This is a genomic window from Saccharothrix texasensis, from assembly GCF_003752005.1.
In the GTDB taxonomy this organism is placed as follows: domain Bacteria; phylum Actinomycetota; class Actinomycetes; order Mycobacteriales; family Pseudonocardiaceae; genus Actinosynnema; species Actinosynnema texasense.
On the sequence record NZ_RJKM01000001.1, the window covers coordinates 8,663,429 to 8,678,084 of the forward strand.

The 14,656-nt window shown below is 72.6% G+C and carries 12 protein-coding genes; 7 read left to right on the forward strand and 5 right to left on the reverse strand.

The features are described 5' to 3' along the window. The first annotated feature begins 187 nt into the window (after positions 1-187). Together EDD40_RS38665 and EDD40_RS38670 are read left to right on the forward strand one after the other, a co-directional pair. On the forward strand, positions 188-1,633 hold the full coding sequence (locus tag EDD40_RS38665; protein ID WP_123747273.1) for a S1 family peptidase: 1,446 nt from the start codon (positions 188-190) through the stop codon (positions 1,631-1,633). A gap of 325 nt (positions 1,634-1,958) precedes the next feature. Continuing rightward, entirely contained in the window at positions 1,959-2,408 is a 450-nt protein-coding gene (locus EDD40_RS38670) for a hypothetical protein (protein WP_170185362.1), read from the forward strand. On the opposite strand, the gene EDD40_RS38675 is transcribed toward EDD40_RS38670, so the two are convergent. Then, complete coding sequence (locus EDD40_RS38675) at positions 2,405-4,054, reverse strand: PucR family transcriptional regulator (protein WP_123747275.1); 1,650 nt, start codon at positions 4,052-4,054, stop codon at positions 2,405-2,407. The genes EDD40_RS38670 and EDD40_RS38675 overlap by 4 nt on opposite strands. Before the next feature lie 157 nt (positions 4,055-4,211). Here EDD40_RS38675 and EDD40_RS38680 point away from each other — a divergent pair, with 157 nt between their 5' ends. Together EDD40_RS38680 and EDD40_RS38685 are read left to right on the forward strand one after the other, a co-directional pair. Next, on the forward strand, positions 4,212-5,435 hold the full coding sequence (locus EDD40_RS38680) for an aspartate aminotransferase family protein (RefSeq protein WP_425471364.1): 1,224 nt from the start codon (positions 4,212-4,214) through the stop codon (positions 5,433-5,435). Then, positions 5,432-6,931 (forward strand): CoA-acylating methylmalonate-semialdehyde dehydrogenase, encoded by a 1,500-nt coding sequence (locus EDD40_RS38685; protein WP_123747277.1) that lies wholly within the window; start codon positions 5,432-5,434, stop codon positions 6,929-6,931. The genes EDD40_RS38680 and EDD40_RS38685 overlap by 4 nt, the downstream gene beginning before the upstream one ends. A gap of 195 nt (positions 6,932-7,126) precedes the next feature. On the opposite strand, the gene EDD40_RS38690 is transcribed toward EDD40_RS38685, so the two are convergent. Then, positions 7,127-9,184, reverse strand: a complete 2,058-nt coding sequence (locus tag EDD40_RS38690; protein ID WP_123747278.1) for an elongation factor G-like protein EF-G2 — start codon at positions 9,182-9,184, stop codon at positions 7,127-7,129. 230 nt (positions 9,185-9,414) lie between these two features. On the opposite strand from EDD40_RS38690, the gene pdxS reads away from it, so the two are divergent. Next, the gene (gene pdxS, locus EDD40_RS38695; protein ID WP_425471308.1) at positions 9,415-10,392 is read left to right on the forward strand and encodes a pyridoxal 5'-phosphate synthase lyase subunit PdxS; all 978 of its coding nucleotides are present in this window, start codon (positions 9,415-9,417) and stop codon (positions 10,390-10,392) included. 334 nt (positions 10,393-10,726) lie between these two features. On the opposite strand, the gene EDD40_RS38700 is transcribed toward pdxS, so the two are convergent. Beyond that, on the reverse strand, positions 10,727-11,284 hold the full coding sequence (locus EDD40_RS38700) for a helix-turn-helix domain-containing protein (RefSeq protein ID WP_123748604.1): 558 nt from the start codon (positions 11,282-11,284) through the stop codon (positions 10,727-10,729). 56 nt (positions 11,285-11,340) lie between these two features. On the opposite strand from EDD40_RS38700, the gene EDD40_RS38705 reads away from it, so the two are divergent. Both EDD40_RS38705 and EDD40_RS38710 read left to right on the forward strand, forming a co-directional pair. Next, complete coding sequence (locus EDD40_RS38705) at positions 11,341-12,018, forward strand: AzlC family ABC transporter permease (RefSeq protein ID WP_123747279.1); 678 nt, start codon at positions 11,341-11,343, stop codon at positions 12,016-12,018. Continuing rightward, positions 12,015-12,323 (forward strand): AzlD domain-containing protein, encoded by a 309-nt coding sequence (locus EDD40_RS38710; RefSeq protein WP_123747280.1) that lies wholly within the window; start codon positions 12,015-12,017, stop codon positions 12,321-12,323. The genes EDD40_RS38705 and EDD40_RS38710 overlap by 4 nt, the downstream gene beginning before the upstream one ends. A gap of 14 nt (positions 12,324-12,337) precedes the next feature. On the opposite strand, the gene EDD40_RS38715 is transcribed toward EDD40_RS38710, so the two are convergent. Beyond that, positions 12,338-12,715 carry a DUF6292 family protein gene (locus tag EDD40_RS38715; protein WP_123747281.1) on the reverse strand — a complete coding sequence of 126 codons (378 nt, stop codon included), beginning with the start codon at positions 12,713-12,715 and terminating at the stop codon, positions 12,338-12,340. Between the two features lie 38 nt (positions 12,716-12,753). After that, positions 12,754-14,622, reverse strand: coding sequence for an acyl-CoA dehydrogenase family protein (locus tag EDD40_RS38720; protein WP_123747282.1), 1,869 nt, complete (start codon positions 14,620-14,622; stop codon positions 12,754-12,756). Between the last annotated feature and the right edge of the window lie 34 nt (positions 14,623-14,656).

A 14,656-nucleotide genomic window follows, 5' to 3' on the forward strand; every position in this document is an offset into this window, starting at 1 on the left:
GGCGCACGGCCCGAACACCCGCTGACGACCCGTCCGGCCGTCCACCCGGCCGCGGATCGTCGCCGATCCGAACCACCCGGTGAGGGCGGCCATCACCGCGCCTTATGACCTGAGTGGTATTACCGCGCCCGCGTCGGCGGGCCTACTTTCACGGGGAATCCCTGCCCTCCCTCGAGGAGAATTCCCCATGTCAGCAGTGTTGAGACCCATCGCGCTCGCCGCGGCGCTCGTCGCGGCGGGCATCCTGACCCCGGCCGCCGCGCAGGCCGCGCCCGGCCGGGACGCCGAGGCCCTGCCCGCGCCCGTGCTGTCGGCCCTCCAGCGCGACCTCGGCCTGGACGCCGACCAGGCGCGCGCCCGGCTGGCCGCCGACGAGCGCTCCGCCGACACCGCGCGCGGCCTGCGCAAGCGGCTGGACGGCCGGTTCGGCGGCGCGTGGATCGACTCGTCCGGCACGCTCACCGTCGGCGTGACCCGCGCGTCCGACGTGGACCAGGGCGGTGTGCGGACCAAGCTCGTCCAGCGCAGCGAGCGCGACCTGGACGCGGTGAAGTCCGCGCTGGACGCGAACGTGGCGCGCGCGCCGAAGTCCGTGCCCGGCTGGTACGTCGACCTGCCCACCAACACCGTCGTGGTCAAGTCCGAGCCCGGCGGACTCGCCGCTGCCCGCGCGTTCGCCGCGGCGTCCGGTGTCGGCACGTCGGCCGTCCGGTACGCCGCCACCACCGAGGCGCCCCGCCCGCTGATCGACGTGATCGGCGGCAACGCCTACACCATCGGCAGCGGCACCCGCTGCTCGGTCGGCTTCTCCGTCAACGGCGGTTTCGTCACCGCCGGGCACTGCGGCTCCACCGGCGCGTCGACGGCCAACCCGAGCGGCACGTTCCGCGGGTCGAGCTTCCCCGGCAACGACTACGCGTGGGTGCAGGTCGCAGCGGGCAACACCCCGCGCGGCCTGGTCAACAACTACGCCGGCGGCACGGTGTCGGTCGCGGGCTCGCAGGACGCGCCGGTCGGCTCCACCGTGTGCCGCTCCGGGTCCACCACGGGCTGGCACTGCGGCACGATCCAGGCGCGCAACTCGTCGGTGACCTACCCGCAGGGCACGGTGACCGGCCTGATCCAGACCACGGTGTGCGCGGAGCCCGGCGACTCGGGCGGCTCGCTGGTGGCGGGCACGCAGGCGCAGGGCGTCACGTCCGGCGGCTCGGGCAACTGCTCGTCCGGCGGCACCACCTACTTCCAGCCGGTCAACGAGATCCTCCAGGCCTACGGCCTGACCCTGGTCACCGGTGGCGGCGGCGACCCGAACCCGCCGACCGGCTGCCAGGGCTCGGAGACCTCGTACAACGGCTCCCTGGCCACCGGCGGGCAGGCCTACCAGCCGGACAACGGCTACTACCAGTCCACGGTGTCGGGCGCGCACGTCGGCTGCCTGGCCGGCCCGGCCGGCGCCGACTTCGACCTCTACCTCCAGAAGTGGAACGGCAGCTCCTGGGCGGTCGTGGCCAAGGCCGACACCCCCGCCGCGAGCGAGACGGTCAACTACAACGGCACACCCGGCTACTACCGCTACCGCGTGCACGCCTACAGCGGCTCCGGCAGCTACACGCTCGGGGTCACGAACCCCTAGCCCCGGGGGAAAGCCGCTGCGGGACCGCGTCGCCCTCACGTCTCCCCGACACGGTCCCGCACGGCCCGAGATCCGCCATCGGGGGCGGGCGGCCCCGCGGGTTCCGGCAACCCCGGACCCGCGGGGCTCTCACCATTTCTGCGTCGGGATGCAGGCCCCGAGGAGTTCGAGCCCTGTCGTCGCTCGTCCACGCGACCGTGTTACCCGATCGGGTGGGGTGGGGATACGGAGCGTCAGTCACCTGATCGAGCGGTCAAGGGGTGGGGGTGTGGTGGTCGATGCGGAGTAGGTCAACTTGCAGGTCCCCAACCAGGTTAGGAAAACCGTGTCCGGATACCGCACGCGCGGACTACTGCGTGCCGCCGCACTGCTCGCCGTTGGTACCTCTCCGCTGCTCGCGTCCGCCGCGTCCGCGGCCGAAGGTCCCACCGAGATCGTGGACGGCACGATCGCCAAGATCGGCAACGCCCCCGAGGTCGGGCTCGACGCCACCAAGCCCGTCACCGACCTGCTCAGCGGCCAGGCCGTGAAGCTGCCCGCGCCGCTGCCCGGCGGCACGTCGGACGTCACGGCGCCCACGGTGGCCACGCCGGCCGCGCTCCAGGCGCCGGCCGCGCCCGCGCTGCCGTTCGTGGGCGACCTCCTCGCGCCGCAGGCCCGTGCCCTGCCCGCGCTGTCGGAGCTGCCGGTGAAGCCGCCGGTCTCGGGTCCGAGCGAGATGCCCGACCTGGCCGGCGAGCTGGGCAAGCTGCCGGTGCCGATGCCGCTCGGCTAAGTCGCGGAGCTGGGCGGGCGGGGTAGCTGAGGATCCCGCTCGCCCATTTCGTGCACCAGCAACGCCACGTACAGCGAGAGCACGGACTCCGGGTCCTCCAAGGACACCCCGAGCACCTGCTCGATCCGGCTCAACTGCTGGTAGTACGCGGTGCGGGACAGGTGAGCGGCGGCGGCCGCGGCGGACTTGTTGCCGCCGTGCTCGCAGAAGCACCGCAGCAGCTCCACCAGCCGGGTGCCCTGGTTGGCGTCACGCGACAGCAGCGCCCCCAGCTCGCGGTCCGCGAACGCGACCACCCGCTCGTCCTCGCGCAGCAGGTGCAGCAGCCCGCGCAACCGCACGTCGTCCAGCCGGTGGTAGAGCCTGGTCCCCGGCGACCGCAGCGCCGCACCCGCCACGTGCGCCGCCTCGCCCAACGACCGCCGCACGTCCGGCACCGCGGTCACGGTCGTGCCGACGGCCACCACCACGGGCAACGCGTGCTGCGTCGACGCGGCCCGCCGGTGCACCTCCCGCGCCAACCGCCGCAGCACCCCGTCCAACCCCGCCTGCGGCGGCAACGACAGCAGCGCCCGCACACTCGTGTCGTCCACGACACCGACGAGCGCGGGCACGGTCACCCGCCGGGCCGCCAACGCCGTCGCCTCCGCCAAGTCCCGCAGCACCTCCTGCGAGGCCAACGCCTGCGCGGGCACGCTCGCCGTGCCCGGCCGGATCGCCACCCCGACGAGCTGCCGCCGCTCCAGCGGCACGCCCAGCGCCGCCGCCCGCGCCGGCAGGTCGTGCGGCGGCTGCCCGAGCAGCTGGGTGAGCAGCGTCCGGTGCGTCTGCCGCTCCAACGACTCCCGGTCCCGCGCCACCAGCCGGTGCACGGCCAACGCCGACGCCGCGCGTTCGGCCACCACGACGTGCCGGTGCGGCGGCTGCTCGGGTGAGAGCAGCACCAGCCGCCCCCAGTCCGCGCCCCGCGCGCCGACCACCGTCACCAGCCACCCGGCCTGCTCGTGGTACGCGGTCCGCTCCGGCACGGCCACCGCGCGTGACCGCTGGCCCCAGTCGGCCAGCAGCGCGGTCGGGTCGTGACCGGCCGCGTCGTAGGCCAGCACCTCGTGCCCCAACGTCTCCAGCACCACCGGCAGCCCGGCCGTCCGCGCCACCTCGCGCAGCACCTCGGCGGGCTCGGCCCCGGCCACGGTCAACGCGGTGAACGCCTCGTGCACCTGCTCGGCCGCCCGCAGCTCCGCGAGCTGCGCGTCCACGATCAGCGACACCACGGCCTCGGTCACCGACACGAACCGCGTCTCCCGCGCCAACGTGACCAGCGGCAGCTCGTGCTGCTCGGCGGCGGCGACCAACGCGCCCGGCACCTCGTCGCTCCACCGCCGCACCAGCTCGACGACCAGCCCGGACGCGCCCACCGCCGCGAGGTCGGCGACGTAGCGGCGCAGCCCGTCCGGGTCGTCGGGCAGCGCGATGCCGGTGGTCAGCACCAGCTCGCCGCCGCGCAGCAGCTGCGCGATGTCGGCCACCTCGGCGACGTGCACCCACCGCACCCGGCGGCCCATCCCGGCCGCGCCCGCCACCACGGCGGGCCCGCCGCGCCGGACCACGGGCAGGGCCAGCGCTTCGGCGACCGTGGGGTACATGGACACAACGTAATCCGCCGGCCCGGAAAGGGGTACAGGTTGTGCATGGCGGCCCTCCGCACCGCCGACCAGACTCCTCTGGAGGGACCTACGACCGGAGGACGCGATGGGACACGAGGAGTTGCTGGCCCGGCACCGCGCGGTGATGCCCGACTGGATGGCCCTCTACTACGAGCACCCGATCGAGCTGGCGAGCGCGAGCGGACGCCGCGTCACCGACCGTGAAGGGCGCACCTACCTGGACTTCTTCGCCGGCATCCTGACCAACGCGGTCGGCTACGACGTCGCCGAGATCTCCGACGCGATCCGGTCCCAGCTCGCGACCGGCGTGCTGCACAGCTCCACGCTCTACCTGATCCGCTCGCAGGTCGAGCTGGCCGAGAAGATCGCCGAGCTGTCCGGCATCCCGGACGCCAAGGTGTTCTTCACCAACTCCGGCACCGAGGCCAATGAGACGGCGCTCATGCTGGCCACCCAGTTCCGCCGCAGCGACCAGGTCCTCGCGCTGCGCAACTCCTACCACGGCCGGGCGTTCGCCACGGTCGCGATCACCGGCAACCGGGGCTGGTCGGCGTCCTCGCTCAGCCCGGTGAAGGTCAGCTGGGTGCACGGCGGCTACCGGTACCGCAGCCCGTTCAAGGACCTCTCCGACGCCGACTACGTCAAGGCGTGCGTGGCCGACCTGCGCGAGGTGATCGAGACGACCACCGCGGGCGACGTGGCGTGCATGATCGCCGAGCCGATCCAGGGCGTCGGCGGGTTCTCCTCGCCGCCGGACGGGCTGTTCGGCGCGTTCAAGGAAGTGCTCGACGAGTACGGCATCCTGTTCGTCTCCGACGAGGTGCAAACCGGGTGGGGCCGCACCGGCGAGCACTTCTGGGGCATCCAGTCGCACGGCGTGACACCCGACGCGATGACGTTCGCCAAGGGCCTCGGCAACGGTCTCGCGATCGGCGGCGTGGTCGCGCGCGGCGACCTGATGGACTGCCTCACGGCCAACTCGCTGTCCACGTTCGGCGGCAACCCGATCGCCACCACCGGCGCGCTGGCGACGTTGGACTACCTGCTCGACAACGACCTGCAGGCCAACGCCGCCAAGCTCGGCGAACGGCTGATCGACGGGCTGCGCGACATCGCGGCGGACCGGCCCGCGGTCGGCGACGTGCGCGGCAAGGGCCTGATGATCGGGCTGGAGATGGTGGGCCCGGACGGCGCGCCGGACCCGGCGAGGGCCGTCGCGGTGCTGGAAGGCACCCGCGAACGCGGGCTGCTGGTGGGCAAGGGCGGCCTGTACGGCAACGTCATCCGCCTCGCCCCGCCGATGACGTTGACCGAGGACGAGGTCGAGGAAGCGCTCGGCATCCTGGAGGACGTGCTGTGACCACCGCGAGGATCGGCCACTGGATCGGCGGCAAGCCGTGGCAGGGCGAGAGCGCGCGCTCCGGCGACGTCTACGACCCGGCTACCGGGCAGGTGGCGAGTCGGGTCGACTTCGCCGACGAGTCCACCGTGGACGAGGCGGTCGCGGCGGCGCGCGCGGCGTTCGGGTCGTGGCGCGACGCGTCGCTCGCGCAGCGGTCGAACGTGATGTTCGCGTTCCGCGAGCTGCTCAACTCCCGCAAGAGCGAACTGGCCGCGATCGTCACCGCCGAGCACGGCAAGGTGCTGTCCGACGCGGCGGGGGAGGTGCAGCGCGCGCTGGAGTCCGTCGAGTTCGCGTGCGGCATCCCGCACCTGCTCAAGGGCGGGTTCAGCGAGAACGCGTCCACGCGGGTCGACGTGTACTCCATCCAGCAGCCGCTGGGCGTGGTCGGCGTGATCTCGCCGTTCAACTTCCCGGCGATGGTGCCGCTGTGGTTCGTGCCGAACGCGATCGCGTGCGGCAACGCGGTGGTGCTCAAACCGTCGGAGAAGGACCCGTCGGCGGCGAACTTCATCGCGGAGCTGTTCGCCGAGGCCGGGTTGCCCGACGGCGTGCTGAACGTCGTGCACGGCGACAAGGTCGCGGTGGACCGGCTGCTGGAGCACCCGGACGTGAAGGCGGTGTCGTTCGTGGGGTCGACACCGATCGCGCGGTACGTCTACGAGACCGGGACGCGGCACGGCAAGCGCGTGCAGGCGCTGGGCGGCGCCAAGAACCACATGGTCGTGCTGCCGGACGCGGACCTCGACCTGGCGGCGGACGCGGCCGTGTCGGCCGGGTTCGGCTCGGCGGGCGAGCGGTGCATGGCGATCTCGGTCGTCGTCGCGGTGGACCCGGTCGGCGACGAGCTGGTGTCGAAGATCGTGGACCGCGTCCGGGCGCTGCACGTCGGCGACGGCCGCCGTCCGGGCTGCGAGATGGGGCCGTTGGTCACCGGCGCGCACCGCGACCGCGTCGTGTCCTACGTCGACGGCGGTCAGGACGAGGGCGCGACGCTGGTGGTGGACGGCCGGTCGCACGAGATCGACGGCGCGGCGGAGGGTTTCTGGCTCGGACCGACGCTGTTCGACCACGTCGGCACGGACATGGCGATCTACCGGGACGAGATCTTCGGCCCCGTGCTGTCGGTGCTGCGGGTGGCGACGTACGACGACGCGCTGGAGGTGGTCAACGCCAACCCGTACGGCAACGGCACCGCGATCTTCACCAACGACGGCGGGGCGGCACGGCGGTTCCAGAACGAGGTCGAGGTCGGGATGGTGGGCGTGAACGTGCCGATCCCGGTGCCGGTGGCGTACTACTCGTTCGGCGGGTGGAAGGACTCGCTGTTCGGCGACTCGCACGCGTACGGGCCGGAGGGCGTGCACTTCTTCACCCGCACGAAGGTCGTCACCGGCCGCTGGCTCGACCCGTCGCACGGTGGCGTGAACCTGGGCTTCCCCCAGAACACCTGACCCGACGCGTGTCCTACCTCCAGAACACGCGTGTCCTACGTTCCGGATGGTCGAGTTGAACGTTCAGGACGGCGAGAGTCCGACGTTCAGGGTGCGAGAGTCCAACGTTCGGAGGGCGTGAGTTCAACGTTCGGAGGGCGTGAGTTCAGCGCTCGGTGGTGGGCCTTGGTGGGGGCGTGGCGGTGTGTGGTGGGCTCATTTCGTCTGGGTGGCGAGGGCTTGGGGGAGTGGGTCGTAGCGGCTGAAGTGGCGGGTGTAGGTGCCGGTGCCCGAGGTCAGGGAGCGCAGCTCGACGGCGTAGCGGAGGAGTTCGGTGGCGGGCACCTCGGCGCGGATCACCGTGTAGCCCGGGCTTTCCGCTTCCGTGCCCAGCACGCGGCCGCGGCGGCTTGACAGGTCGCCCAGCACAGTGCCCAGGTGGTCGTCGGGCAGCCGCACGGTCACTTCGTCGACGGGTTCGAGCAGGCACGTCCGGCCGTTGGCGGCGGCCTCCTTCAACGCCAGGGAGCCGGCGGTCTGGAAGGCGGCGTCCGACGAGTCGACGGAGTGCGCCTTGCCGTCCACCAGGGTGACGCGGATGTCCACGACCGGGTGGCCGCCGTGCAGGCCGCGTTCGAGCTGGGCCCGCACCCCCTTCTCGACGCTGGGGATGAACTGGTTCGGCACGGCGCCGCCGACGACCTTGTCCACGAACTCGAAGCCGGACCCGCGGGGCAGGGGGTCGACGACGATGTCGCACACGGCGTACTGGCCGTGGCCGCCGGACTGCTTCACGTGCCGGCCGTGGCCCTTGGCCGGTTCCGCGAACGTCTCCCGCAACGCCACGCGCACCGGCTCGGTGTCGACGTCCGCGCCGCCCGCGCGCAACCGCGCCAGCACGACGTCCGCGTGCGCCTCGCCCATGCACCACAGCACGAGCTGGTGCGTCTCGGCGTTGCGCTCCAGCCGCAGCGTCGGGTCGCCCGCGACCAGCTTGGCGAGGTTGCGGGCGAGGTTGTCCTCGTCGCTGCGGCTGCGCGGGACGACGGCCACCGGCAGCAGCGGTTCCGGCATCTCCCACGGGACCATCAGCAGGGGCTTCTCCGGCGCGGACACCGTGTCGCCGGTTTCGGCGGAGCCCAGCTTCGTCAACGCGCACAGGTCGCCCGCCACGCAGTACGGCACCTCGCGCAGGTTCGCGCCCAACGGCGAGTAGACGTGCGCGACCCGCTCGTCCACGTCGTGGTCCTCGTGACCGCGGTCGGCCATGCCGTGGCCCGAGACGTGCACCGGGCGTTCGGGGCGCAGCGTCCCGGAGAACACGCGCACCAGCGACACGCGGCCCACGTACGAGTCGACGGCCGTGCGCACGACCTCGGCCACGAGCGGGCCGTTCGGGTCGGCCGCCAGGCGCGGCTGGGGGATGCCGTCCACGCCGGTCACCTCGGGCAGCGGGTGTTCCAGGGGGGAGGGGAACGCGCGGGCGATGCCGTCGAGCACCTCCGGCAGGCCGAGGCCGGTCACCGCGCACACCGGCATCACCGGGTGGAACGAGCCGCGGGCGACCGCCGTCTCCAGGTCCGCGACGAGCGTCGCCTGGTCGACCTCCTCGCCGCCGAGGTAGCGGTCCATCAGGGTCTCGTCCTCGCTCTCCGCGATGATCCCCTCGATGAGCGCGTTGCGCTCCTCCTCGAAGCGGGGGTCGTCGGTGGTGAGCAGGTTGACCAGCCCGTCGCCGTCGGGCAGGTACAGCGGCACGACGCCCGCGCCGAACGCCACCTGGCAGGCGGTGATCTCGGTGAGCACGTCGGCGCGCTGGTGGTCGGTGCGGGCGATGACGACGGCGCGCGGCATGCCGACCATCGCGCACTCCTCCCAGAGCGCCACCGTCGCCGGGTCGATGCCTTCGGCCGCGCTGACCACGAACAGCGCCGCGTCGGCCGCGCGCAGGCCCGCGCGCAGCTCACCGACGAAGTCCGCGTAACCGGGCGTGTCGATGAGGTTGATCTTGATGTCGCCGTGCTGGACCGGGGCGACCGCGAGGCCGACGGACCGCTGCTGGCGCACGGCGGCGGGGTCGTGGTCGCACACCGTGTTGCCCTCGGTGACCGATCCCGGTCGGGTCAGCACGCCGGTGCTGGCGAGCAGGGCCTCGGCGAGCGTCGTCTTGCCGGAGCCGGACGGGCCGACCAGCACGACGTTGCGGACCTTGGCCGGGTCGTCCACAGCGACCGCGCCTGCCGAGTGGCCGTTGTCGGAGTGCTTGCTGCCCATAGGGACCACCCTCCACAAGTCTTTAGTGTCCGATCTCACACCCGTGCGGCGTGGGGGACAACCCCAAGTGGCCACACCCAACCCGGCAGGAGGAATCCGGACGGAGGCCGTCACCACGCGTGCCGCACGTCGTCGGGCTGCCGGTGGACGCTCTGCGGTCGGGGAGGGTGGCGTACGCCACTACCTGCGAAGGAAGAGGAAGTGGCCTGCCGAGAACGTGCTCGATTGGCATGCTTCGGCGGTCCACGTCGGCCTTACCATGGGTGGTGTTCGCCCCTCTACTTCGAGAAAGGCTGGTCGTGGCCACTTCACCCGACGCCGGCACCCAGGTCACCGGCACTTCCCGCGTCAAGCGGGGCATGGCGGAGATGCTCAAGGGCGGCGTGATCATGGACGTGGTCGACGCCGAGCAGGCCAAGATCGCCGAGGACGCCGGCGCCGTGGCCGTCATGGCGCTGGAGCGGGTGCCCGCCGACATCCGCGCGCAGGGCGGCGTGTCCCGGATGAGCGACCCGGACATGATCGACGGCATCATCGCCGCGGTGTCGATCCCGGTGATGGCCAAGGCCCGCATCGGTCACTTCGTCGAGGCGCAGGTGCTGCAGTCCCTCGGCGTGGACTACGTCGACGAGTCCGAGGTGCTGACCCCGGCCGACTACGCCAACCACATCGACAAGTGGCAGTTCACCGTGCCGTTCGTGTGCGGTGCGACGAACCTGGGCGAGGCGCTGCGCCGCATCACCGAGGGCGCGGCGATGATCCGCTCCAAGGGCGAGGCCGGCACCGGCGACGTCTCCAACGCCACCACGCACATGCGCAAGATCCGCGCGGAGATCCTGCGGCTGCAGAACCTGCCCGCCGACGAGCTGTACGTGGCGGCGAAGGAGCTCCAGGCGCCGTACGAGCTGGTCCGCGAGGTCGCCGAGGCGGGCAAGCTGCCGGTCGTGCTGTTCACCGCGGGCGGCATCGCCACCCCGGCCGACGCGGCGATGATGATGCAGCTCGGCGCGGAGGGCGTGTTCGTCGGTTCGGGCATCTTCAAGTCCGGCAACCCGGCGCAGCGCGCGGAGGCGATCGTGAAGGCGACGACCTTCCACGACGACCCGGACGTGATCGCGAAGGTGTCGCGCGGCCTCGGCGAGGCCATGGTCGGCATCAACGTGGACGAGATCCCCGAGCCCCACCGCCTGGCCGAGCGCGGCTGGTAGAACGCTGACGTGACGCGGCCCGCCGGACGTCCGGCGGGCCGTTCGTCGTGTCAGGAGACCGGGTGGACCTCGATGTCGACCTTGTGGCCGTTCGGCCCGCCTCGACGTCGAGCGCGGTCGGTGCGGCGGCGGTCGAATTCGCCAGCCGTCGCGGGAGCACCCGGTCGGGCGCCTTGTTCGCCACGACCTCGATGAGCGCCGAGCGGTCCGCCACGATGTCGAAGGCCGTCACCGATCCTCCTCGTGGAACTCGCGGATGGTCCGCTGGATGGTCTCGCGCTCGCTCACGTCCACGATCCATCGACCGGTCGGCTGGATCGCTCGAACGTGCGTGCTAGACGTGTTCCGAGACCAGCAGGGCGGTCGTGCTCGGTTCGAGTGCTTGGGCGGTGTGCGGGATGTCGCCGGGGTAGAGGAGGTAGTCGCCGGGGCCCAGTTCGACCGGCTCCTCCTGCGGTCCGGCGAGCAGGCGGCCGGTGCTCACGACCACGTGTTCCACGGTGCCCGGCATGTGCGGTTCGGACTCGCGGGCCGGGCCCGGTTCCAGGTGGAGCAGGTAGATGTCGCGCCGGGCGCCCGGCGGGCAGGACGCCAGCAGGGTCGCGGTGTAGTGGGCGCGTTCCGAGTAGATCGCCGGGCCTTCGCCGGCGCGGATCACCCGGACGCGCGGTGTCGGCGGGTCGACCAGGCGCGAGAACGGCACGCCGAGCGCGACGCCGAGCGCCCACAGGGTTTCCACGCTGGGATTTCCGCTCGCCGACTCCAGCTGGGACAGCGTGGACTTCGCGATCCCGGCCCGCTTGGCCAGCTCGCTCAACGACAGCCCGACGCGTTCACGCTCACGGCGCAGCGAGGCGGCGATGACGTCGAGCGGCGCCCCTGTGTTCGGCATGACAGTCCAATCGTTCGACTTGACGAACGCCTTGTCACTGTTCATCGTAGAAGACGATGCGTTCGACATGGCGAACCCTTGATGCCGGGCTGCTGCGTGACGTCGCCGCGGTGGCCGCCGGCGCCGCGGTCAGCGGCGCCTCGTTCGGCGCGATCTCCACCGGTGCCGGCCTGCCCTGGTGGCTGCCGGTGGTGATGTCGGTGCTGGTCTTCGCGGGCGGCTCGCAGTTCATGGCGGTCGGGGTGGTCGCCGCGGGCGGCAGCCCGGCCGCGGCGGTGCTGGCCGGGCTCCTGCTCAACGTCCGCCACCTGCCGTTCGGCCTGGCGGTCGGCGACGTGCTGGGCAAGGGTCTGCTGCCGCGGCTCGTCGGCAGCCACCTGCTGATCGACGAGACGACCGCGTTCGCGCTGGCCCAGAGCGACCCGCGCAAGGCCAAGGCCGCCTACTGGTCGTGCGGCGTCGCGCTGTTCATCTCCTGGAACGTCGCCGTGGTCGCGGGCGCGCTGATCGGCCGCACCATCGGCGACCCGGCCGCGTTCGGGCTGGACGCGGCGTTCCCGGCGGCCCTGCTCGCGCTGCTGCTGCCCGCCCTCAAGGACCGGGCCACCCGGCACGCCGCCCTGCTCGGCGCGGCCGTCGCCCTGGCCACCACGCCGTTCCTGCCCGCCGGCGTCCCGGTGCTGTTCGCGCTGGGCGGCCTGCTGGTCACCGCACGACAGGAGGTGGAGCGGTGACGCTGACCGCGGTCCTGGTGCTCGCCGCGGGCACCTACGCGTTCCGCCTGGCCGGTCCGCTGCTGCGCGACCGGGTCGAGCTGTCGGCGCGGGTCGAGCTGCTGATGTCCACCTCGGCGACCGTGCTGCTGTTCGCCCTGGTCGCGACGGCCTCGTTGACCAAGGGGCAGGGCTTCGCGGGCCTCGCCCTGCCGATCGGCGTCCTCGTCGCCGGTGTCGCGGCGTGGCGCAAGGCGCCGTTCGTCGTGGTGGTCGTGCTGGCCGCGGTGACGACGGCCGGCCTGCGGTTCGTCGGAGTGTCCTAGAGGGTCGGCGTGCCCTAGAGGTAGGCGCTCAACCGGCCGGCGAGCCGGTGGCGGTCCTGGGTCGTGCCGAAGTCCGGCTCGGCGCCACCCGTGCGGCCCGCCAGCACGTCGTCCACGAACTGCGCCACCTCGTCCGGCGGCGGCACGAGCGGCAGGCCGAGGTGCGCGACGATGACCGGCTTCTCGGTCGGGTCGGTCTCCACCGCGATCGACCAGCCGCGCCGCTCGTTCCACAGCAGCATCAGGTCGGGTCCCGGCCCCTCCAGGCCCAGGTAGGCGGTGGCGGTGTCGCTGACCTCGAACTCGGTGCCCTCGGGTGGCACGCCGATCTCCTCGGCCACCGCTCGCACGTACCGGGCCAGTCCGAGGCTGATCAGCGCACTGTCGTCCATACCTCTCATTCTGGACCTTTCCGCGCGCCCGCGGCCGCTCACGCGGCGATCGGGGCAGTGAGCCACGTCTCCGGGATGCCGAACGCGTCGACCAGGTCGCGGGCGCGCGGGCGCAGCCGGGCGCACAGTTCGTTCACCGCCTGCGACACCGCCTTGGCCCGCTGCGGCGTGAGCCGGCCGTGCTCCAGGAACCACGCCCGGTCCGCCTCGATCGTGCTCAGCGCGTACAGGTCGCACACCTGGTCCAGCAGCGCCGCGGCCTCCGGGTCCTCGCACCGGTCCACCGCCGCCACGAACGCCTCCAGCACCACCCGGTCCACGTGGGCCCGCGCGGCGTGCAGCACGTGGTCCTGCGCGGCGTTGAACACGTCGAACGCGTCCTCCTTCGACGCCCGCCGCAACCGCCTGGCCAGACCCTCCAGCACGTGCTTCTCGCGGTCCTCGAACTGCCGCACCTGCCAACCCCGGTCCAGCAGCGCGTCCGAGCTGCCCGACACCAGCCGGTCGATGATCGCCCGCGCCGCGGTCCGCTCGATGACCACGTTCACCGCCTGGTCGGCCACGAACCGCGCCATGCCCCACGGGTCCAGGTCGCCCACGTGGTCGCGGTAGCTGGTCAGCAGCCCTTTCGCGACCAGTTGCAGCAGCACCGTGTTGTCGCCCTCGAACGTGGTGAACACGTCGGTGTCCGCCTTCAGCCCGGCGATCAGGTTCTCCGACAGGTACCCGGCGCCGCCGCACGCCTCGCGGCACGTCTGGATCGTCCGCGTGGCGTGCCAGGTGGCCACCGCCTTCAACCCCGCCGCCCGCGACTCCAGCTCCCGCTGCTGCCGGTCGTCGCTCACGTCGTGCAGCGCCGACACCATCTCCTCCTGCGCGAAGTGCAGCGCGTAGGTCGTCGCCAACGCCGGCAGCAGCCGCCGCTGGTGCGCCAGGTAGTCGAGCACCACGACTTCCTCGCCCGTGTCGGGCCGGGTGAACTGCCGACGCGTCTCGCCGTACCGGACGGCCAGCGCCAGCGCCTTCTTGGTCGCACTGCCCGCGCCGCCGGCCACGCTGATCCGCCCGCGGACCAACGTGCCCAGCATGGTGAAGAACCGCCGGCCCTCACCCTCGATCGGGCTGGAGTACGTGCCGTCCGGCGCGACGTCCCCGTACCGGTTGAGCAGGTTCGCCCGGGGCACGCGCACCCGCTCGAACCACAACCGCCCGTTGTCGACGCCGTTCAGCCCGGCCTTCGGCCCGCAGTCCTCGATCCGCACGCCCGGCATCGGCGCGCCGCCCCCGTCCCGGATCGGCACGAGCACCGCGTGCACGCCGTGCGTCACCCCACCGGTCACCAACTGCGCGAACACCACGGCCATCCGCCCGTCGCGCGCCGCGTTGCCGATGTAGTCCTTGCGCGCCGACGGGTCCGGCGTGTCGACGACGAACTCCTCGGTGTCCGGGTCGTAGGTGGCCGTGGTGCGCAGGTGCTGCACGTCCGACCCGTGCCCGGTCTCGGTCATCGCGAAGCAGCCGGGCAACTCCAAGCTCATGATCGCCCGCAGGTACCGCTCGTGGTGCCCGGCCGTGCCCAACGCCTGCACCGCGCCGCCGAACAGCCCCCACTGCACGCCCGCCTTGACCATCAACGACAGGTCGCCGAACCCCAGGACCTCGAACGCCACCACCGAGCCGCCGACGTCGTCCTGCCCGCCGTGCTCGGCCGGGAACCCGATCAGCGGGTGACCGCCCTCGGCCAAGGCGTGCAGCTGCTCCGCCACCCAGGCCCGGTACTCCTCGCGCTCCAGCTCACCGGGCGGCTTGAGCCCGCCGAGCAACTCCACCGAGCCGCGCCGCACCGCGCCCCACCGCCCGTCCAGCGACTCGCGCAGCGCCTCGACCCCACCCGCCGTGATCCCCATGCCCCTTTGCTAACACAAGTTCACCCGATCGGCC